Consider the following 19,278-nt stretch of genomic DNA (forward strand, 5'->3'; position numbering starts at 1 on the left):
GGGCTCAGGCCTCCGCCATCTCGCCCTGGGGCTGGGCCGGCTGGCCTAAGGTCTCGATGCGCCAGACGGCGTAGCTGACCATCACGGCCGCGAAGACCAGCACGAGGTTCGCGATGCCCGGATTCACGAAGGGCTGCCGCTGGCCGGAGAGGCGCACGATGTCGGCCCGCACGGTGCCCCAGGCGTAGAGCGCCGAGATGAAGGAGGCGATGGCCGGCAGGAAGACCATGACCACGGCGATGACCGCGACCAGCAGCCGCCACTTGTGCAGTTGCGGCAGGAAGGCGGCCGCCAGCAGCAGCGTCAGCGCCACGAATTTCAGCTTGGTGAACCAGGGCAGCACGTCCCAGGTCGTCATGCTCAGCAACTCGCCGCGCGGGCCGACCTGGATCACGGGCAGGAAGGTGGCGACGATGGCGAGGCCGACGCCGAGCAGGAGGAGCAGGATCGCAATCCTGTCTGTCTGCATCTTGCCATTCTGGATCTTGTCATTCTCGACAGGGGCCGGCATGACTCTCTCCATTGTTTCCGTAAGATTGCTGAACAGTAATTTATGGCATCCCCAGACGCAAGGCTTTCTTCACCTCCGCCGGCCCGCCCAGCTTGGCGCAGCCGCCCCCGCTGGCGAGAATGCCGCATGCTGCTTCGCCGCCTGCTGATTCTCCTCGCCCTCTCCGCCGCGGCCCCCGCCACCGCGCAGGACCTCACCGGCCATGGCGGGCCGGTGCGGGCTCTGGCCGTGCTCGGCCCGCGCCTCGCTTCCGCCGGCTTCGACCAGGCCATCATCCTCTGGAACCCGGCGACCGGCCGGGCCGAACGCGTGATCCGCTGGCACCAGGGCGCCGTGAACACGCTGGTGGCGCTGCCCGATGGCCGCCTCGCCTCCGCTGGCGAGGATGCGCGCATCGCCATCTGGGGCGAGGGCGAGGCGCCCGCCCTGCTGCTGGAAGGCCATTCCGAGCCTGTCGCCGGCCTCGCCGCCCGGCCCGGCTTCCTCGCCTCCGCCGCCTGGGACGGGACGGTGCGCCTGTGGGATCTCGCCACCGGCACGGCGCGCGTCATGGAGGGCCACCAGGGCAATGTGAATGCCGTCGCCTTCCAGGGCGAGGCGCTGTTCAGCGCCGGGCAGGACGGCACCCTGCGCCGCTGGGACGCCGATGGGACGCCCGCCACCCTGGCCGAATTCGGCTTCCCGCAGAATGCGCTGCTGGCGCTCCCCGATGGCAGCCTCGCCACTGCCGGCGTGGACGGCACGGTCCATCTCGTCCAGCCCGACGGCACGCAGCGCGCCCTGCATGCCGGCCCCCGCCCCGTGGTGGCGCTGGCGGCAAGTCCAGATGGACGAAACATTGCCGTGGCGATCATCGGCGGCGGCGTGGCCCTCTACGACGTCGCCTCCGGCCGGCTGCGCCACCGGCTGGACGGCCCGGGCCTGCCGGTCTGGTCCCTGCTCTTCGCCGCCGATGGCCGGACCCTCTGGACCGGCGGGCAGGACCGCCGCGTCCGCCGCTGGGATGCCGCCAATGCCCGCCCCTTGGGCCCCCTCGCCCCCGAGGCGGAGGAGGCGCTGCCCGCCGGCCTCGACCGCAAGGGCGCCGAGGTCTGGCGCGCCTGCCAGGCCTGCCACGCGCTGCGGCCCGACCAGGGGCCCATGGCCGGCCCGCATCTGCACCAGCTCTTCGGCCGCCGCATGGGCAGCGTGCCGGGCTACGCCTATTCCGAACGCCTGGCCCAGGGCGATATCATCTGGACACCCGAGACGGTGGCCGATCTGTTCACCCGCGGCCCGGACATCGTCACACCTGGCACGCGCATGCCGGTGCAGCGGGTGGGCAATGCCGAGGAGATGGCGGCGCTGCTGCGCTTCCTGGAGCAGGCGACGCGCTGAGGCCGCAGCTTACCGGAGGAAGGCCTCCGCCTCCGGCCCCCAGATCGCGCTGCCGCCCTGCCCGAAGAACAGGCCATGCCCATCCCGCCCGAAGGCGGGCTTCTGCCGCAAAGTGACCGGCGCGCCGGAGAGCCGCCAGGCCTGCGCCATGTCGCGCGCCAGGCCGGGCCCGAAGAAGCTGTCATTGGCGGCGTAGATCCAGAGCGTGGGCATCCGCGCCATCTGGCCGAAGGCGCCCGCCGCGCTGACCAGCCGCTCCGGCCGGCAGACATTGTTGGGCTGGTCGTTCTGCCGCCCGCCGCGCCCACCCGCCATGTTCACGATGCGGCTCACCTCGGGCGGGTCCTGCGCCGCCAGCGCCAGCGCGCCCCAGCCGCCGGCCGATTGGCCGACGATGATGGCGGGCCCCGGCGGTGTGCCCGGCCGCGCCCGCATCGCCCGTGTGGCCGCCAGGATGTCCCGCGCCGTCTCCCGCCCCGCGCGGACATAGTCGGGCGCATCGCAGCGGCCATAGCCCTCGGCCCAGACGCCGCCCGTGCGGCCATAACCGCGCCGCATCGGCAAGGCCACCAGATGCCCGCGCGCGGTAAACCAGCGCACCGCCTCGCTCTGGCAGGAGGCCGGGCGCATCGCCGGCCTGATCGCGGGGTCGCCCGGCGAGCCATGGTTGATCACCACCAGACGGCCCGGCGGCGCCCCGCGCGGCGGCGCGCAGAGGCGCGTGTAGAGCCCGCCCGGCACATGCTCGGCCGGCAGCATCACCGTCTCGCCCGCCTGTTCGGCGCTGAGGTCGGATTCCGCGATGGCGCAGGCGCCCAGCAGCGGCAGCAGCAGCGCGGCCGCGGCGAGACGGCGCATCAATCCATGCCCTTGTTGCGCATCACCCGCGCCTTGTCGCGCTGCCAGTCGCGCTTGGCGATGTCGGCGCGCTTGTCGTGCATCTTCTTGCCCTGCGCGAGGCCGAGCAGCACCTTGGCGCGGCCCTTCTCGTTGAACAGGATCTCGAGCGGCACGAGCGTCGCGCCCTCGCGCGTGATGGCGCCCACGAGCTCGCGGATCTGCTTCTGGTGCAGCAGCAGCTTCTTGGGCCGGACCGGGTCGAACTTCGCCATGAAGCTGCCGGCCTGGTATTCCGGGATGTGGCAGCCGAAGAGGAACATCTCCCCCTCGCGCTCCCCCGCCCAGGCCTCGGCGATCGAGGCGCGGCCGAGGCGCAGGCTCTTCACCTCCGGCCCGTAGAGCACGAGGCCGGCCTCATAGGTCGGCCCGATCTTGTAGTCGTAGCGGGCGCGGCGGTTCTGTGCCGCCGTGCCCGTGCTGATGATGGGCTTCTTGCGTGGAACCTGCGCCGCGTTCACGGCGCGGTCCGATTCAGCTTCGGCTGCGCTTCAGCATCGGGACGCATCAATTCAGCAGCCCGGCCTCACGCATCGCCGCCTCCACGCGCACGCGCGTGCTCTCGGCGATGGGCGCCAGCGGCAGGCGGCAGAAGGCGCTGCTCTTGCCGAGCAGGCTCGCCGCATACTTCACCGGCCCCGGCGAGGTCTCGCAGAACAGCGCGTCATGCACCGGCAGCAGCCGGTCCTGGATCTGCATCGCCTCGCAGACGCGGCCCTCGCGCCAGGCGCGCTGCAGGTCGGAACACAGGCGCGGCGCGATGTTCGACGTGACCGAGATGCAGCCATGGCCGCCCGAGGCATTGAAGGCGAGCATGGTGTGGTCCTCGCCCGAGAGCTGGATGAAATCCGCCCCGCAGGTCGCGCGCTGGTGCAGCGGCCGCGCGAGGTTCGCCGTCGCGTCCTTCACGCCCACGATGTTCCTGTGCTTGGCGAGCCGCCCCATCGTCTCGGGCGTCATGTCCACGACGCTTCGGCCGGGGATGTTGTACATGATCATCGGCAGGTCCACCGCCTCGGCGATGGCCCAGAAATGCTGGTACATCCCCTCCTGCGTGGGCTTGTTGTAGTAGGGCGTCACCACCAGCGTGGCATCCGCGCCCGCCTTCTTAGCATGCTGCGCGAAATCGATGGCCTCGGCCGTGCTGTTGCTGCCGGCGCCGGCCACGACGGGCACGCGCCCGCGCGCGACCTCGACGCAGATCTCCACAACACGCTTGTGCTCGTCATGGGAGAGCGTGGGAGATTCGCCGGTGGTGCCGACCGGGACCAGGCCATCAATGCCCTCCACGATCTGCCACTCCACGAAATCGGCGAAGGCTTTCTCGTCCAGGCCGCCATCGGGACGCATGGGCGTGATCAGGGCGGTGAGCTGACCCTGCAGGCGCAACGGGGTGGCGGACATGGCGTGTTTCCTTATCGAAGTCGCACAAATTAGGAGCGCACGCGCTTTGCCACAAGCGCGCTTCCCGGATGACCCGGTTGCACGCCCGGGCTAATAAGCCTCCATGCGTCGTCTCCTCCCGGCCTTGGGCCTCCTGCTCGCCATCCAGCCCGCTTTCGCGCAACCCGCACGCGATGCCGGCCGCGCCGCCATCGCCGCCGCCCAGGCCCAGCGCTGGGGCGAGGCGCAATCCGCCGCCGCCCAGGCCGACCCGCTCATCGCCAAGATGGTCACCTGGATGCGCCTGACGCAGCGCGGCGGCGCCGGAAGTGCCGCCGAGATCGTGGGCTTCATCGAAAGCGCGTCCGACTGGCCGAGCCAGGACGCGCTCGCCCGCCGCGCCGAGGAATTGCTGGCGACCGACGGCGATGACGCGCTGGCGCTGCGCTTCTTCACCGGCCGCCCCGCCCGCACGCTGGATGGCGCGACCCGCCACGTCGCCGCCCTGGTCAACACCGGCCGCGCGAGCGAGGCCCGCGCCGCCGCGCGCCGCGCCTGGGGCGAGGACACCGGCCCCGATGCGAGCGCCGAGGCCGCCTTCCTCGCCCGCGCCGGCGAGTTCCTGACGCCGGACGACCACTGGCGCCGCTTCAACCGCCTCTCCTTCGGCCGGGATTTCGGCGCGGCCCAGCGCGTGGTGCCCCTGCTCGACGCGCAGCGCCGTGCCATGGCCGAACTCCGCCTCGCCTACGCCACTTCCTCCGGCAGCGACCCCAACCCGGCCCTTGCCGCCCGCGATGCCGGCGCCACGCTGGAGCGCGCCCGCATGCTCCGCCGCGCCGATCGCGACGCCGAGGCCGCCGCCGCCTGGGCCGCCGGCGCCGCCTTCCAGGCGGGCCTGCCGCCCGAAGCGCAGCGCGCGATCTGGACCGAGCGCCAGATCCTCGCGCGCAAGCTGATGCGCCTGGGCAACCCGACCGCCGCCTATCAGGTCGCTTCCCAGCACGGCCAGACGGTCGCGGGCGAGCCCCGGCAGGAGGCCGAGTTCCTGGCGGGCTTCATCGCGCTCCGCCTGCAGGACGACCCGGCCCGCGCGCTGCCGCATTTCCAGCGGCTGGCGGAGGGCAGCCGCAGCGCCATCACCCAGGCCCGCGTCGCCTATTGGCAGGGCCGCGCCGAGCCCGACCAGGCCCGCGCCCGCGCCCATTTCGAGCGCGCCGCCGGCTTCCCCGTCACCTTCTACGGCCAGATGGGGGCCCTCGCGCTCGGAGAGAACGGCGCGCAGATCTCCGCCCGCATCAACAACCTCGCCATCCCTCGGCCCACCGAGGCCGAGGCCCGGGCCTTCATGAACCGCGAACTGCCGCGCGTCCTCCTGGCACTCGCCGAACTGGGCGAGGCGCGGCGCGGCCGCATCTTCCTGCTTCGCCTGGAGGACACCGCGCCCAGCAATGCCGAGCGCCTGCTCGTCGCCCGCCTCGCCACCGCGCTCGGCCGTCCGGACCAGGCCGTCTGGGTGGCGCGCCGCGCCGGCGCCCATGGCGCGATGCTGGTGGAGGATGGCTGGCCCCGCCCCTACCCCGCCCCCGAATCCGGCGCCGAGCCGGCCGTCGTCTTCGCCATCACAAGGCAGGAGAGCAATTTCGAGAGCGAGGCCGTCTCCACCGCCAATGCGCGCGGCCTGATGCAACTGCTGCCGGCCACCGCGCAATCCGTGGCACGGCGCCTCAACATCCCGCACCAGCCCGCCTGGCTGACCAGCGACCCCACGCACAATATCCGCCTGGGCTCCGCCTATATCCAGGAGCGGCTGGATCGCTTCGGCGGCGTCATGCCCTTCGCCTTCGCCGGCTACAATGCCGGCAGCGGCCGGGTGGATGAATGGCTTGCCACCTATGGCGACCCGCGCTCGGGCAGCATCCGCATGCTCGACTGGATGGAGATGATCCCCTTCGGCGAGACGCGGAACTACGTGCAGCGCGTCATCGAGAACGTCGCCGTCTATCGCGCGAAGGACCCCCGCGCCGCTTCGCTCGACCATCCCATGGCGCAATGGACCCGATAAGGGCGGGCGCGGTGAAGGCCATCGCGTCCCTGGGTGGCATCGGCTTCCTGAAGCCGGCGCCGGGCACCTGGGGCTCGGCCGCCGTGCTGCCGCTGGCCTTCCTGCCGCCCTGGGCCGCGCTGCTGGCGGGCGTGCTTTTCACCGCGCTGGGCTATTGGGCGCTGACCCGCCTGCCCGAGGCCGCCGCCGACCCGGGCTGGGTCGTGGTGGACGAGGCCGCCGGGCAATCCCTGGCGCTGGCCGCCGCCACCGGCTGGGTCGGCGTGATCCTGGCCTTCGTCCTCTTCCGTCTCTTCGACATCACCAAGCCCGGCCCCGTCGGCTGGGCCGACCGGCAAAAGGGCCCCTTCGGCGTCATGGCCGATGACGTGATCGCCGGCGCCATGGCGGCGGTGGTGATCCTCCTCCTCGCCCCTTTCGGAATCCGCTGATGCTGCCAGACGCCACGCTGAACGATGCCGCCCGCCTGCTGCTGGCCCTTCAGGCCAAGGGCCTGACGATCTCCACGGCCGAGAGCTGCACGGGCGGGCTGATCGCGGCCGCACTCACCGCCATCCCCGGCTCCTCGGCCAGTGTCGAGGCCGGCTTCGTCACCTATTCCAACGCGGCCAAGTCCCGGATGCTGGGCGTGGACCCGGCGCTGATCGAGCGCGTCGGCGCCGTCAGCGAGGAGGTGGCCCGCCGCATGGTCGAGGGCGCGCTGCGCGCGGCGGGCACCGACATGGCGCTGGCCTGCACCGGGGTGGCCGGCCCGGGCGGCGGTTCGCTGCTCAAGCCCGTCGGCCTCGTCTGGATGGCCGCCGGGCGGCGCGGCGGAGCCATCATCGCCGAAAGCCGGATCTTTCCGGGGGACCGCGCCGCCATCCGCGCCGCGACCGTCGCGCGCTGCTTCGAGATGGCGCACTCGCTCCTGGACTGAGGCCTGATATAAGGGCGCATGACAAGGACGTTGCGCCATGCCCGACGATGACGACGATGACTGGGAGGTGCCGGAAGCCTTCCAGCCCGACCCGACCGAATTCGCCTTCGACCTGGAATCGCGCCTCGCCACCGTCGTCGCGCTGAAATCCTTCGTCCCCCCCGACGCGACCTCCGCCGCCGCGCTGGGCGTGGAGCGCGAGGGCTCGGGCGTGGTGATCGATGCGGGTGGCCTCGTGCTGACCATCGGCTACCTGATCACCGAGGCCGAGACGATCTGGATCACCAACAATGAGGGCCGCGTGGTGGAAGCCACGCCGCTCGCCATGGATTTCGAGACGGGCTTCGGCCTGGTGCAGACGCTGGGCCGCCTGCCCGGCCAGAAGGTGGCCGAGCTCGGCGATTCCGAGGCGATGCGCCATGGCGCGCAGGGCGTGCTGGCGGCGGCCGGCGGCCTCAGCCACGCGCTGGCCTGCACCGTCGCCGCGCGCCAACCCTTCGCCGGCTACTGGGAATACCTGCTGGACAACGCGATCTTCACGGCGCCCGCGCATCCGCATTGGGGCGGTGCGGGCCTGTTCGACGCCACCGGGCGTCTGGCCGGCATCGGCTCGCTCATCCTCCAGCAGGGGCAACGGGGCGGCAAAAGGCTCGACCTCAACATGGTGGTGCCGACGGGCGAGCTGCTGCCCATTCTCGAGACGCTGCGCCGCACCGGCCATTCCGGCCGCCCGGCCCGCCCCTGGCTCGGCCTCTATGCCACCGAGGATGACGAGGAGGTGGGCGTAGGTTCGCTCGCCAAGGGCGGCCCGGCCGAGCGCGCCGGCGTGAAGCCGCGCGACCGCATCGTCGCCGTGGATGGCCGCAAGGTGAATGACCTCGCCTCGCTCTGGACCGCCGTCCGCGCGGCCGGCCCCGCGGGCGCCGAGGTGCGGCTGACGCTCGCCCGCGGCGCGCGCCAGCTCGACCTCGCCATCACCAGCACGGACCGCTCCCGCCACCTCAAGGCGCCCCGCCTGCACTGAGCGCCGCAACCCGGCCGCCGCCCTCGCGTTTGCGCGGGCGGCAGACAGGGGATGCGGCATTGCGCGGGGCGTATCGGCTGGCACGGGACACGCTGCGCGGCTTCATCGAGGATGACGCGCTGACGCGCGCGGCCGCGATCGCCTATTTCACCCTCTTCTCGCTCGGCCCGCTCATCTACCTCTCCTCCGGCCTGGCCAGCCTGATCTTCGGCGAGGCCGAGGTGCAGGCGGCCCTCGCCACGCAGCTCGGCGGCCTGCTCGGGCGCGAGGCGGCGGCGACGGTGCAGGAGATGGCGGCGCGCGCGCTCGGCCAGGTGCGCGGCGGCTGGGCGCTCACGATCGGCCTGGCCACGCTGGTCATCACCGCCTCCGGCGCCTTCGGCGCGCTGCAGGGCGCGCTCAATGCCATCTGGAAGACCGAGGCGCCCCTCGCCGAGGCACAGGGCAATGTCATCGCGGCCTTCCTCAAGGCACGCGCACTCAGCATCGGCCTGGTCGGCACCACGGGCTTCCTGCTGCTCGCCTCGCTCATCGCCAGTGCTGCCATCGCGGCCCTCGGCGACTGGCTGACCGGCGGCCAGCCCGGGGCGGCCTGGCTGCTGCGCCTGGCCAATTTCGCCCTTTCCTTCACGCTGATCGCCTGCCTCTTCGCCGCCGTCTTCAAGATCCTGCCGGACCGGCGGCTGCATTGGCGGGACGTCGTGGTGGGCGCCATCGCGACCGCCCTTCTCTTCACGCTGGGGAAGGCGGGAATCGGCCTCTATCTCGGCCACGCCGAGGTCTCGGCCGGCTTCGGCGCGGCGGGGTCGCTCGCGGTCGTGCTGCTCTGGCTGTATTATTCGGTGGCGATCTTTCTGCTCGGCGCGGAGTTCACCCGCGCCTGGAGCGGCAAGGAACCCGCGAGCCCCACCCTCGTCCACCATGTCCGGCGCACGCCCGAGGGGCTGGTGCGGCTGGACGGCGGACTGGGCGGCGGGGCGAAGGCGAAGCGGAGGGCGCGCCCGCCAGAGGGGCTGCTGCTGCCGGCGGCGCTCTTCGCCGTCAGCCTGGCGCTGCGCCTCGCGCGGCGCTGAGGCGCCGCCTCAGCGAACCTCGCCCGCGCGCCTCAGCGCGCCCCCCCCCGCGTGTTTCCCTGCTTCCAGAGATACTGCGCGAGGCCGATCGCAAGGTCATGCGCTGTGGCGCCGGGTGGTTCCTCGACCTCCGGCTCGGCGGGGTCCTCGGGCGCCATGTCGGGCAGCAGCGCGAGCGGCGGGGTCTGCAGCGCCTCGGCCAGGCGCAGCAGGACGACGACGGTGACGCGTGCCGCGCCCGACTCGCTGCGCTGGATCTGCTGCACCGTGAGGCCGGAAATGTCGGCCAACTGCTGCAGCGTTAGCCGCCGCGCGCGGCGACGGGCGCGCAGGCGACGGCCGATCTCGGCGTCCAGCTCCCGATCCAGGCGCTGGCGGCGCGCGCCGGCGCCGTCACGGGCATGGGGCATCATGTCGGACATGCTTGGGTTTCCCTGCGGTGCTTCGGCAAGGCGCGGGAGGGAGCCCCCGTCAGGACGGAAGGCAGCCGCACGAGCCGGGCCCGACCCGGATCGAAACTCCGCCATAATGAGGAAGGCTCCCGATGCATCACGCGCAATAAATTCCTGCCAATGTGGGAAAGAAGTTGCGCGCTGGGCCGTCGCTTCACAAGCAAAGGTACAAAAATCCACAATCCGTAAAGCGCAAGCTTGATGAAAGCTGAACCAGCACATCGCATGGTTGTGGACCCGCAATGAAAACGCAGGCCGTAGGGCCCCGGCGGCCAGGCCAAGCGGGCGCCCGGGCCAGGCCGGCGGGTGACCCGACGAGGCGCAGCCAGCAGCCGACCGCCGATCCTGGCGAGACACGCGCAGACCATCCGGCTTGCGCGCCCGCCTGACCGGCCGGCCCGCCATCCTGCGCGCGGAGCTGGCGTGCCCCCTACCTACGCCATTGAAGTCCCGACCCGGAAAATCATGTTCACGACCACGACGCTCGACAGACACAAACAAAATTCTACAAAATAGCCCTTTTGTGTATTCAAGACTTAATTCAACAAGAATTTGTTTCTTTTTACTAAATGTCCAGACAAATTTTGCAGCGCAGCAAATGACGGGAGAGCCAAACCATAAAGTTTCTTTTTATAGTAGGGTTTACGCCGCGTATTCACGTGGCCGTACGGCCGACCTACGATGATTGAACCATGACCGGAGCGACAAACCAGCCGCCGGTCGCAACCCTTTGGACCAGCCCGCACCCCGTGCCCGCCAAGATCGCCGTCGTGGATGATGACCCCGCCTTCGGGACCCAGCTCGCGCGCCTTCTGGGGCGCGAAGGCTTCACCGCCGTGGCCTATGGCGGGGGCGAAGCCTTCCTCGCCGCCCTGCCCGACGCCGCGCCCGATCTTGTCATCCTCGACCAGATGATGCCCGGCGCCACCGGCATGGAGGTGCTCCGCCGCCTGCGCGAAAGCTCGGACATGCCCTGCATCATGCTGACCGGCAGCGAGGATGCGGCCACGCGGATCGCGGGGCTCGAGGGCGGCGCCGACGACTACATCGTGAAATCCGCCCCCCCGCGGGAAATCCTCGCCCGTATCCGCATCGCGCTCCGCCGGGGCGCGGCCCTGCCCCCACCCGCGCCGCCGGCCGCCCGCTGGGAGTTCTCCCCCGCCGAGCGCACGCTGCGAGACCCCGAGGGCCAGCTCGTCCGCCTCACCTCCTCCGAGTTCGAGCTGCTGCACCTGCTGCATGAGCGCCAGGGCCAGCCGGTCAGCCGCGAGGAATGCCATCGCCGCGTGCTCCGCCGCCCCTACCGCGTGGAGGATCGCGCGATCGACACGCTGGTGGCCAAGCTGCGCGGCAAGATCGAGCCGGAGCAGAACGGGCCGCGCCGCATCCACGCGCTGCGCGGCGTGGGTTATGTCTTCGTGGGGTTCGACGCGGCGGCCGGCCCGCCCGCGAGGCCCCGCCATGGCTGAGCCCTCCATGGCCGGGTCCAGAGGTGGCTGAGACGCGCCGGGAGGAAACGCTCCCCAGGGGGCGCGCCTCCATCGCCGCGGCCGCCTGGCTGGTGATCCTCGTCGCCGGGGCGGGCGGCATCTTCTTTTTCCTCCGCCATGAGGAGCGGCGCTTGTCGCGGGAGGTCGAGGCGCGCTGCCTCTCCACCGTCGACGCGCTCAACCACACCCTGCTGCACACGCTGGAGGCGGTCCAGCGCGTCCATGCCCTGCAGCAGATGCACCGGGACCTGCTCCGCCGGGGCCAGGGGGGCGGCGCCAGCGCCATCAGCGACCACCTGGCCAGCGTCGCGGCGCAGGAGCCCTTCGGAATCTTCGAGATCGCCGCCACCGACGCCGCGGGCCTCCTCGTATTCTCCACCGTGCCGGGCTGGGCGCCCATCCCGCTCGGTGACCGCGCGCATGTGGCCGTACACGCCGCCCGCCCGCCGGAACGCCCGGCGGAACTCTACGTCAGCGAGCCGCTGGTCGGCCGCATCTCGGGGCGCTGGAGCCTGCAGCTCACCTACCCGCTGCGCGACGCCGAGGGCGGCTTCGGCGGCGTTTCCATCGTCTCCCTCGACCCCATCCTCCTGTCGGCCCGCCTGGCCGAAATCTCGACCGCCGAGGGCGCCCTCTCGGCCCTCATGCGGCTCGATGACGGCGCCCTGCTGGCGCGCAGCCGCGATGCCGAGGCGCAGCTCGCCCGCCCGCCCATGGCGGACCACCCCGCGGTGCTCGCCGCGCGCGAGGCCCCGCGCGGCAGCGTCCGCGCCCCCAGCGCGCTCGATGGTCGGCAGCTTCTCATCTGCTTCCGCCGCGTGCCGGAGGGCCGGATGGTGGTGGCCGCCGCCGAGGACTGGTCCGTCGTCGCCCAGCCCTTCGTGGCCCTGCGGCGCGTGGCCTGGTGGTCCTTCGCGCTGATCATGCTGCTGCTGGGGGCGGGGCAGGTGGCGGTGCTGCGTGGCGGCGGGCTGCGCGCCGCCCGCCGCCTGCTGGCCGATGCCGAGGCCGACCGGGCCGCCACCCGGGCCGCCTGGGCGCGCCTCGAACAGCTGCTCGAGGCCGCGCCCGTCGCCATCTATGCCGGCCGGCTGGACGCTTCGGGCTTCCGCGCCGAATTCGCCTCGCCCAACCTGCGCCGCGTGACGGGATGGCCGCCCGGGATCTTCCTCGACGCCGCAGAGGCGCAGGCCCGGATGGATGCCAGCGCCCCCTCCGCGCGCACCGATTTCCAGCGCCGCCTCCAGGCCGAGGGCCGGGCGCTGCTGGAATACCGCTGGCGCCGGCCCGATGGCGGCTGGCGCTGGCTGCGCGAGGAGGCGCGCCGCGTCGGCCCCGACGGCGACGCCGAAGCATCCGACATCGTGGGCTACCTGCTGGACGTGACCGAACAGCGCGAGGCCGCCGCCTGGGCCGCCGCCAGCGCGCGGCTGAACATGCTGGGCGAACTCGCCGCGAACATGGCGCATGAGCTGAACCAGCCGCTCGCCGTCATCTCGCTCGCGGCCGAGAACGCGGCGGCGGCCCTGGACGAGGACGGCCCGGCCGGAATCCCGGACGCGCTCGAGACGCTCGACCTCGTCGCCCAGCAGGCCGCGCGCTGCAAGGAGGTGGTGCAGCATCTGCGCCTCTTCTCCAGCCCCGATGAGCGCCAGACCCTGGCGGATGTGCGGCTGGAGACAGTGGTGCAGGGCGCCCTGCTGCTGGTGGGCGGCGCGCTGCGCGATGCCGGCATCACGCTGCGCAACCACCTGCCGGCGGGCCTGCCCGCCATCCGCGCCAATGCCGTCGGCGCCGAGCAGGTCTTCGTGAACCTCTTCCTCAACGCGCGGGACGCGCTGGCGGCCCGGCCCCCCGGCGCCCCGCGCGAGATCTGGATCACCGCGACGGGCGGGCGGGCCGAGGGCCGCCTCTCCATACGCTTCGCCGATTCCGGCGGCGGCATCCCGCCAGAACTGCTCGGCCGGGTCTTCGACCCTTTCTTCACCACCAAGGGCAGCGACAAGGGCACCGGCCTCGGCCTCGCCATCTGCCAATCCGCCATGCGCGGCTTCGGCGGCGACATCCGGGTCCGCAACGGCACGGACGGCGCGGAATTCACGCTGGATTTCCCCGTGGCTGAGCCGGCCGCCACGCCGGAGCGTGAGACCCCAACTCCATGAGCGAACCCATGCGCGAAGCCCTCAGCCTGCTCCTGGTCGAGGACGAGCCGCACATCCTGCGTGAGATGGCGCGCGCGCTCTCCCGCCGCTGGAGCCCGGTGCTCCAGGCCAGCTCGGCCGAGGCGGCGGCGACGCTGCTGGGCGCCCACCCCGAGATCGCCGTGCTGGTGACAGACATCCGCATGCCCGGCGAGAACGGGCTTGATCTCGCGCTGCGCGCGCTGGCCGGGCGCGGCCAGGCCGAGGCGCTGGAGGTGGTGCTGATCTCGGGCCATGCCATGCCGCGCGACCTCGACGGGCTGGCCCCGGATGACTCCGCGGCCGGCGGCGGGCTGGAATTCGTGCAGAAGCCCTTCCGCCTGGCCGAGCTGGAGGCGGCGGTCGCGCGTGCCCATGCACGCGCCGTCGCGCGGCGCGCCATAGCCTGACACGCCCCGCCGTGGGCGAGCGATGTGTTTTGCATAGAATTGTCGATGTAACGCATTCCGGCTTGCGAAGCCCGCCACCGGCTGCACCATCCGCACCGACCTGCAGAAAGCGACCCGTGCAGCCCCCTGCCCCTGCCAGCGCGGCCAGCGCCCTCGAAGCCCGCAAGCGCATCGAGTTGAACCGCCTCTGCGCCATCCTCGCGCTGCTGCTCGGTCTGCTCGCCTTTCTCGCGGCGGCGGTCAGCACAAGCCTCGCCGCCTATCGCAACGCCGAGCATGCGCGGCTGTCCGACACCGCCCGCGCGCTCGCCGCCGCCGTGGATTCCGAGCTCGGTCTGCTGGAGGCGGCGCTCAGGACGCTCGCCGCCTCGCACCGGCTGCTGCCGCGCGAGCCCGACGCGATGACGCTGCGAGACATCGCCCAGTTCGGCGAGGAGCTGGGCGGGCGCATTACCCTCCTCCCGCCCACGGCCCTTTCCACCGACCCGGGCCCGAAGCCCCGCCCGCCCGCCCGCGTCTCCGACCTGCTGGAGGAGGAGGGCCAGCCGCTTCGCCTCGCCATCACCCTGCCGGTGATGCGCGGGGCCGAGGTGGAGCACCTGCTGTGCTTCGAGTATCCGCCCTCCTTCCTGCGTCCCCTGGTGCGGCGCCTCGCCCGGCGGGGCGAGAGCTTCGCCGCCATCGCCGATGGCGGCCTGCGCATCATCGCCCATTCGCGCGACCCTTCGGGCGAGCGCACGGGCGTGGCCGCCCCCGCCTGGGTGGCCCCCGCGATCGCCGGCGCGCAGCGCCTGCTCATCACCGGCCCCGGCTGGCAGGGCCAGCCCAATGTCTATGCGGTGGAGCGGCTGACCAGCGCCCCCGGCTGGTCGGTCACCGTGGCGCAGCCCGAGGCCGAGATCGAGGCCACCGCCTGGGCCGCATTGCGCTGGCTGCTGCTGGGCGGCGCCGCCGTGGCCATCGGGCTCGCGCTGGCCGCCTGGTTCGCCCGCCGCGCCTCGCTCATCGCCGCGCGGCGGGAGGCGGCGGTGCTGCGCGAGGGCCAGGCGGAGCTCGGCCGCATCCTCGGCGCGCTGCCCGTCGTCGTCACGCTGCGGCGCGTGGCACCCGATGGCAGCTCCAGCCTGATGTTCCGCGAGGGCGACATCACCGCCGTCACCGGCTGGCCGGCCGAGCCCCTGCGGCACGCGAATGACGCGCGCCACCTCTTCGCCCCCGACGCGCCCGACCTGCCGGCCATGCTGCGCCAGACCCTTCGCGACGGCTCGCACCAGGACGAGGTGCGGCTGCGCCGGCCCGATGGCGGCTGGAGCTGGGTGCGCCGCGGCGCCATACGCCTGCGGCAGGATGCCACGGGCGGCGCCGAGGTGCTGACCTACACGCTGAACATCGACCGCGAGCGCCGGGCCGAGGCGCGGGCCATCTCCTCCTCGCGCCTCGCCTCGCTGGGCGAGATGTCCACCGGCCTCGCGCATGAGCTGCTGCAGCCGCTCACCGCGATCCTGCTCACGGCCGAGAACGCCCAGGCCACCCTCGACGGGGTGGCGGACCCCTCCGCCCTGCGCGGCCTCGACGTCATCATCGACCAGGCGCTGCGCGCCTCGCGCATCATCGAGGACCTGCGCCGCTTCGCGAGCCGGCCGGAGGACCAGCCGAGCATCCGGCCCGTGCCGCTCGACCGGCCGGTCACCGGCGCGCTGGCGCTCACCAGCGGCCTGCTGCGCGATGTGGAGCTGGAGGTCGAGCTGGGCCCGACGCCGCCGGTCGTGCTGGGAGACCGCACGCTGCTGGAGCACATCCTCGTCACGCTGATCGGCAATGCGCGGGATGCCTTGGCAAGCCAGCCCCCCGGCGCGCCGCGCCGCCTCGCCATCCATGCCGAGCAGGCGGGCGGCACGGTGCGGCTCAGCGTGACCGATACGGGCGGCGGCATCGCGCCCGAGGTGATGGACCGGATCTTCGAGCCCTTCGTGACGACCAAGGGGCCCGATCGCGGCATCGGCCTCGGCCTCTCGGTCGCGGCCGGGCTCGCCGAGAAGCTGGGCGCGCGGATCGAGGCGCGCAACGAGGGGGAGGGCGCCTGCTTCGTGATCACGCTGTTGGCGGCCGAGGCCAGGGCCGAGACGGCGGGCTGAACCCGGCGCCGCCGGCAGGTCCTTACGCCGGCGCCGCCGGCAGGTCCTTACGCCGGCGCCGCCGGCAGGGTGAGCGTGAACACCGCCCCCTCCCCCTCATTGCGCGCCTCGATCGTCCCGCCCATGCCGGTGACCAGGCCGTGGCAGATGGAAAGCCCGAGCCCCGTGCCCTTGTCCGGGCCCTTGGTCGTCACGAAGGGCTCGAAGATGCGCGGCATGACCTCGGGCGCGATGCCGCCGCCCGTGTCCGTGACCGTCACCCGCACCAGTCCCGCCGGCCCGGGCCCTGCCGTGATGCGGATTCGCCGGACCGCGTCGGGCGGCCGCGCGGCCAGCGCGTCGCAGGCATTGCGCAGCAGGTTCGAGAAGAGCTGGTCCAGCAGGATCTCCTGCGCGAGCAGCACGGGCGGCGGCTCGCCCAGCGCCACCTCCACCGTCACGTCAAGGTCCAGCAGCCGGCGGCGCATCAGCTCCAGCGCGCCCGCCACCGCGCCGTCCAGCGGCACGGGCTGCATCGGCGCCGCATCCTCCGCGCCACGGGCGAAGCGGCGCAGTCGGTCCAGCAGCTGCGAGGTGCGCTGCGTCTGCTCCACGATGCGCTCCAGCCGCTCATCCACCTCGCGCAGATCGCCGTCGCGGACCGCATATTGGCCAAGCTCGGCGGCGAGCGAGATGACCTGCAGCGGCTGGCGCAGCTCATGCGCCATGCCGGCCGCCATCTCGCCCAGCGAGGCGAGGCGCGCAGCCGCCATGGCTCGCGCCTCGGCCTCGTGCCTGGCATGGGTGTCGATGGTGTAGCCGACGATGACGCCGCCGCCCGCCGCATTCCGCTCCAGCACGCGCACCAGCGAATGCAGCCACCGCCAGCCGCCATCCGGCTGGAGGATGCGCCATTCATAGCTGGCGCGGCCCTCGGCCAGCAGGCCCGGCATGGCGCGATGCAGCGTCATGTCCTCGGGGTGCGCGAGTTCGGCGAGGTCGGGCCGGCGGCCGACCTCCTCCGCCGGCCAGCCGGTCACCGCCGCCAGATCGCCGCCGCGATAGAGCAGCTGCGTGGTCCGGTCGGGCGAGACCTCGGAGAGGAAGATCAGGGCGGGCAGCCCGGCATGCAGCCGCTCCACCTGCGCGCGCCCCTCGCGCAGCAGCGCGGCGCGGCGCGCCCCCTCCTCGCGCGCATCCCGCTCGCGCGTCACGGCGAGCATGAGGAAGGGCAGCGTGGTGCCGTAGAGCGCCGTCAGCAGCGCCGGGAGGGCGAAGAAGAAGACCTGCGGCCCGTCCGGGAAGGGGGGCGCCAGCAGCGCATGGATGACGACGCCGACCAGCCCGAGCACGACGATGGTGACCAGGACCGCCATGTCGAGCGCGGCGCGCAGCCCCTCCCGCCGGTGCAGGCGCCACATCTCGAAGGCGGCCCAGAGCGCGGTGACATAGGCGAGCGGCGTGTAGAGGGCGAGGCGCGCGACCGGCGATTCCATGAAGCCCGGCACGAGGCAGGCCAGGAGCCAGAGGCCCGGCGGCAGCAGCGCGAGGGGGGCCGCCGCCGCGCGCCCCGCCATGCCGCGGGCGCCGAGCCAGAGCAGGCTGATCGCCAGCAGCTGCGTGGCGTTCACGCCCATGAACACCACCGTCGGCGGCAGCTCGCCCCGCATCGCATGCCCGAAGGAGGCAAGCGCCTGGAGGAAGGCGGCGAGCAGCCAGACCCCCGGCACCACCCGCCCAGCGCCATGGGCGCTGTTGCGCGCCAGAAGCAGGCTGCCGACCAGCCCGACGAAGCCCGCGGCGAAAAGGATGGTGGGGGCGTGGAGGAAGCCGCTCAATTCGGGGGACGATGCATTGAGTTGGCCCAGGCTAGAGCAGCGTGGGGACAAGCCAACAGGCCAGCCCGCGGAAATACAATTCCCAGCAATCCGCGGCGCGCGCGCGCATCCCGCCTCGCCCCCCGCGCCAGCCGCTGCATCCGCCCCGCGGGCATCGGATCAGTTCAGCGGCACCTCCATGCGGCTCAGCACCGGCCGCCAGGCCTCGAGCTGCGCGGCCAGGAAGCGGCTGAAGGCCTCGGGGGTGCTGCCCTGGACGAATTGCGCGTCATTGGTCAGCCGGTCTCGGATGCGCTCGTCGCCCAGTGCGGCGATGGCGGCCGCGTTCAGCGCCTCGATCGCGGCCGGCGGGGTGCGGGCGGGAGCGAGCAGGCCGAACCAGCTCAGCGCCTCCAGCCCCGGGGTAAACTCGGCGAAGGTCGGCACGTCGGGCGTGGAGGGCACGCGCTGCGCGCTGGTCCAGCCGAGCAGGCGGCCCTGGTTGTTGCGGTGCACCGGCAGCGCGGTGCTGCCCGCCACCACCAGAAGGTCGAGGTTGCCGGCGAGGAAGTCGTTCAGCTGCGCCGCATCGCCGCGATAGGTCACGTCCTGCATCGTCACTCCCAGCCGCTCCAGCACCATCAGCATCGCCACGTTGGTGAGGGTGGTGGGCCCGTTCGTGCCGTAGGTGATGCGCCCAGGCCGCGCGCGGGCGGCGGCGACCAGGGCCGGGATGTCGCGCGGACCGTCATGGCGCGCGATCACCGCGAAGGGGAAGGTGGAGCAGAGCGTCACCGGCGCGAAATCCTCGATCTTGTAGGAGAGGTTGCGCTGGATGATGGGGTTCACCGTCAGCGTCGTGCCGGCCGCCATCAGCAGCGTGTGGCCATCGGGCTGCGCGCGCGCCACCGCCTCGGCACCGACGATGGTGTTGCCGCCGGGCCTGTTCTCCACCTGCACGGGGCGGCCGAGCGTCTGCGTCATGCGCTCGGCCATCAGGCGTGTCAGCACGTCGGTGCTGCCGCCGGGCGCGAAGGGGACGACGATGGTGACGTTGCGCTGCGGGAAGCCGCCCGGGGAGCCCATCTGGGCGAGTGCTGGCGTGGCGAGAAGGGCGGAGCCAAGGCCAAGGGTCCGGCGGGTGATCTGGGACATGTATTTCCTCCGATTTGTGCGTGGTATGCCATCTCATCGCGCGCGGCGCGAGGAGGTTTCCGCATGGCCCGCATCGCCCTGATCGTGGAGTTCGAGGTCCGGCCCGGCTGCCATGCCGCGCTGCTCGGCGTGATGCGCGCGCATGCCGCCGCATGCCTCGCCGACGAACCCGGCCTCGAACGCTTCGACGTGCTGGAGGTGATGGATGCCGAGGGCCGGCCCGACCCATCCCGCCTCATGCTCTACGAGGTCTTCCGCGACCAGGCGGCGCGCGAGGCGCATTGGGCGAAGCCCCGCCATGAGGCGACCAAGGCCGCCTTCGCGCCGCTGATCCAGGGCCGCTCCGCGCGCCTCTGCCGGATCGGGGCCGATTGACGCAGGCGCGCGAAAGCCGCGCAATGGCCCCCGGAA

The 19,278-nt window shown here is 72.6% G+C and carries 18 protein-coding genes; 11 read left to right on the forward strand and 7 right to left on the reverse strand.

Going from position 1 to position 19,278, the window contains the following annotated elements; translation table 11 throughout:
- Positions 1–4: 4 nt before the first annotated feature.
- Positions 5–511 carry a hypothetical protein gene (locus tag ACQ860_RS05325; protein ID WP_431302373.1) on the reverse strand — a complete coding sequence of 169 codons (507 nt, stop codon included), beginning with the start codon at positions 509–511 and terminating at the stop codon, positions 5–7.
- A gap of 126 nt (positions 512–637) precedes the next feature.
- Here ACQ860_RS05325 and ACQ860_RS05330 point away from each other — a divergent pair, with 126 nt between their 5' ends.
- Complete coding sequence (locus ACQ860_RS05330) at positions 638–1,888, forward strand: hypothetical protein (RefSeq protein ID WP_431302374.1); 1,251 nt, start codon at positions 638–640, stop codon at positions 1,886–1,888.
- Positions 1,889–1,897: 9 nt separating this feature from the next.
- Here ACQ860_RS05330 and ACQ860_RS05335 read toward each other — a convergent pair whose 3' ends face one another.
- Genes ACQ860_RS05335 through dapA form a run of 3 tightly spaced genes read right to left on the reverse strand, consistent with a single transcriptional unit; the run spans position 1,898 to position 4,189 of the window.
- Positions 1,898–2,746: an alpha/beta hydrolase family protein gene (locus ACQ860_RS05335; protein ID WP_431302375.1), complete on the reverse strand. Its 849-nt coding sequence runs from the start codon at positions 2,744–2,746 to the stop codon at positions 1,898–1,900.
- Positions 2,746–3,246 carry an SsrA-binding protein SmpB gene (gene smpB / locus ACQ860_RS05340; protein WP_431302376.1) on the reverse strand — a complete coding sequence of 167 codons (501 nt, stop codon included), beginning with the start codon at positions 3,244–3,246 and terminating at the stop codon, positions 2,746–2,748. Before smpB ends, ACQ860_RS05335 begins: the two co-directional genes overlap by 1 nt.
- Before the next feature lie 46 nt (positions 3,247–3,292).
- The gene (gene dapA, locus ACQ860_RS05345; RefSeq protein ID WP_431302377.1) at positions 3,293–4,189 is read right to left on the reverse strand and encodes a 4-hydroxy-tetrahydrodipicolinate synthase; all 897 of its coding nucleotides are present in this window, start codon (positions 4,187–4,189) and stop codon (positions 3,293–3,295) included.
- 103 nt (positions 4,190–4,292) lie between these two features.
- On the opposite strand from dapA, the gene ACQ860_RS05350 reads away from it, so the two are divergent.
- The 5 genes from ACQ860_RS05350 to ACQ860_RS05370 are packed head-to-tail and all read left to right on the forward strand — an operon-like array spanning position 4,293 to position 9,249.
- The gene (locus ACQ860_RS05350; RefSeq protein WP_431302378.1) at positions 4,293–6,233 is read left to right on the forward strand and encodes a transglycosylase SLT domain-containing protein; all 1,941 of its coding nucleotides are present in this window, start codon (positions 4,293–4,295) and stop codon (positions 6,231–6,233) included.
- An 11-nt stretch (positions 6,234–6,244) separates the two neighbouring features.
- Entirely contained in the window at positions 6,245–6,664 is a 420-nt protein-coding gene (locus tag ACQ860_RS05355) for a phosphatidylglycerophosphatase A family protein (RefSeq protein ID WP_431302379.1), read from the forward strand.
- Positions 6,664–7,152, forward strand: a complete 489-nt coding sequence (locus ACQ860_RS05360; RefSeq protein WP_431302380.1) for a CinA family protein — start codon at positions 6,664–6,666, stop codon at positions 7,150–7,152. Before ACQ860_RS05355 ends, ACQ860_RS05360 begins: the two co-directional genes overlap by 1 nt.
- Before the next feature lie 37 nt (positions 7,153–7,189).
- Entirely contained in the window at positions 7,190–8,176 is a 987-nt protein-coding gene (locus ACQ860_RS05365; RefSeq protein ID WP_431302381.1) for a S1C family serine protease, read from the forward strand.
- Between the two features lie 59 nt (positions 8,177–8,235).
- Positions 8,236–9,249: a YihY/virulence factor BrkB family protein gene (locus ACQ860_RS05370; protein ID WP_431302382.1), complete on the forward strand. Its 1,014-nt coding sequence runs from the start codon at positions 8,236–8,238 to the stop codon at positions 9,247–9,249.
- Between the two features lie 32 nt (positions 9,250–9,281).
- Here ACQ860_RS05370 and ACQ860_RS05375 read toward each other — a convergent pair whose 3' ends face one another.
- Entirely contained in the window at positions 9,282–9,671 is a 390-nt protein-coding gene (locus ACQ860_RS05375) for a helix-turn-helix domain-containing protein (RefSeq protein ID WP_431302383.1), read from the reverse strand.
- A gap of 722 nt (positions 9,672–10,393) precedes the next feature.
- Here ACQ860_RS05375 and ACQ860_RS05380 point away from each other — a divergent pair.
- The 4 genes from ACQ860_RS05380 (at position 10,394) to ACQ860_RS05395 (ending at position 15,916) form a co-directional block, all read left to right on the forward strand.
- Positions 10,394–11,170, forward strand: a complete 777-nt coding sequence (locus ACQ860_RS05380; RefSeq protein ID WP_431302384.1) for a response regulator transcription factor — start codon at positions 10,394–10,396, stop codon at positions 11,168–11,170.
- 23 nt (positions 11,171–11,193) lie between these two features.
- Complete coding sequence (locus tag ACQ860_RS05385; RefSeq protein WP_431302385.1) at positions 11,194–13,353, forward strand: ATP-binding protein; 2,160 nt, start codon at positions 11,194–11,196, stop codon at positions 13,351–13,353.
- A gap of 8 nt (positions 13,354–13,361) precedes the next feature.
- Positions 13,362–13,781: a response regulator gene (locus tag ACQ860_RS05390; protein ID WP_431302386.1), complete on the forward strand. Its 420-nt coding sequence runs from the start codon at positions 13,362–13,364 to the stop codon at positions 13,779–13,781.
- Positions 13,782–13,897: 116 nt separating this feature from the next.
- Positions 13,898–15,916, forward strand: a complete 2,019-nt coding sequence (locus tag ACQ860_RS05395) for a sensor histidine kinase (protein WP_431302387.1) — start codon at positions 13,898–13,900, stop codon at positions 15,914–15,916.
- Between the two features lie 47 nt (positions 15,917–15,963).
- Here the strand turns inward: ACQ860_RS05395 and ACQ860_RS05400 are convergent, their stop codons facing one another.
- Both ACQ860_RS05400 and ACQ860_RS05405 read right to left on the reverse strand, forming a co-directional pair.
- The gene (locus tag ACQ860_RS05400) at positions 15,964–17,733 is read right to left on the reverse strand and encodes an ATP-binding protein (RefSeq protein WP_431302388.1); all 1,770 of its coding nucleotides are present in this window, start codon (positions 17,731–17,733) and stop codon (positions 15,964–15,966) included.
- A 159-nt stretch (positions 17,734–17,892) separates the two neighbouring features.
- Complete coding sequence (locus ACQ860_RS05405) at positions 17,893–18,867, reverse strand: Bug family tripartite tricarboxylate transporter substrate binding protein (RefSeq protein WP_431302389.1); 975 nt, start codon at positions 18,865–18,867, stop codon at positions 17,893–17,895.
- A gap of 63 nt (positions 18,868–18,930) precedes the next feature.
- Between ACQ860_RS05405 and ACQ860_RS05410 the strand changes: the two genes are divergently transcribed.
- On the forward strand, positions 18,931–19,242 hold the full coding sequence (locus tag ACQ860_RS05410) for a putative quinol monooxygenase (RefSeq protein WP_431302390.1): 312 nt from the start codon (positions 18,931–18,933) through the stop codon (positions 19,240–19,242).
- The last annotated feature ends 36 nt before the right edge of the window (positions 19,243–19,278 follow it).

The organism is Sediminicoccus sp. BL-A-41-H5, from assembly GCF_050632405.1.
Taxonomy (GTDB): Bacteria; Pseudomonadota; Alphaproteobacteria; order Acetobacterales; family Acetobacteraceae; genus Roseococcus.

What these genes read in the sequence shown, in the direction of transcription:
- ACQ860_RS05325 (WP_431302373.1), bottom strand. Translation starts at nt 511, where the DNA reads ATGCCGGCCCCTGTCGAGAATGACAAGATCCAGAATGGCAAGATGCAG.
- ACQ860_RS05330 (WP_431302374.1), top strand. Translation starts at nt 638, where the DNA reads ATGCTGCTTCGCCGCCTGCTGATTCTCCTCGCCCTCTCCGCCGCGGCC.
- ACQ860_RS05335 (WP_431302375.1), bottom strand. Translation starts at nt 2,746, where the DNA reads ATGCGCCGTCTCGCCGCGGCCGCGCTGCTGCTGCCGCTGCTGGGCGCC.
- dapA (WP_431302377.1), bottom strand. Translation starts at nt 4,189, where the DNA reads ATGTCCGCCACCCCGTTGCGCCTGCAGGGTCAGCTCACCGCCCTGATC.
- ACQ860_RS05350 (WP_431302378.1), top strand. Translation starts at nt 4,293, where the DNA reads ATGCGTCGTCTCCTCCCGGCCTTGGGCCTCCTGCTCGCCATCCAGCCC.
- ACQ860_RS05360 (WP_431302380.1), top strand. Translation starts at nt 6,664, where the DNA reads ATGCTGCCAGACGCCACGCTGAACGATGCCGCCCGCCTGCTGCTGGCC.
- ACQ860_RS05365 (WP_431302381.1), top strand. Translation starts at nt 7,190, where the DNA reads ATGCCCGACGATGACGACGATGACTGGGAGGTGCCGGAAGCCTTCCAG.
- ACQ860_RS05375 (WP_431302383.1), bottom strand. Translation starts at nt 9,671, where the DNA reads ATGTCCGACATGATGCCCCATGCCCGTGACGGCGCCGGCGCGCGCCGC.
- ACQ860_RS05380 (WP_431302384.1), top strand. Translation starts at nt 10,394, where the DNA reads ATGACCGGAGCGACAAACCAGCCGCCGGTCGCAACCCTTTGGACCAGC.
- ACQ860_RS05390 (WP_431302386.1), top strand. Translation starts at nt 13,362, where the DNA reads ATGCGCGAAGCCCTCAGCCTGCTCCTGGTCGAGGACGAGCCGCACATC.
- ACQ860_RS05405 (WP_431302389.1), bottom strand. Translation starts at nt 18,867, where the DNA reads ATGTCCCAGATCACCCGCCGGACCCTTGGCCTTGGCTCCGCCCTTCTC.
- ACQ860_RS05410 (WP_431302390.1), top strand. Translation starts at nt 18,931, where the DNA reads ATGGCCCGCATCGCCCTGATCGTGGAGTTCGAGGTCCGGCCCGGCTGC.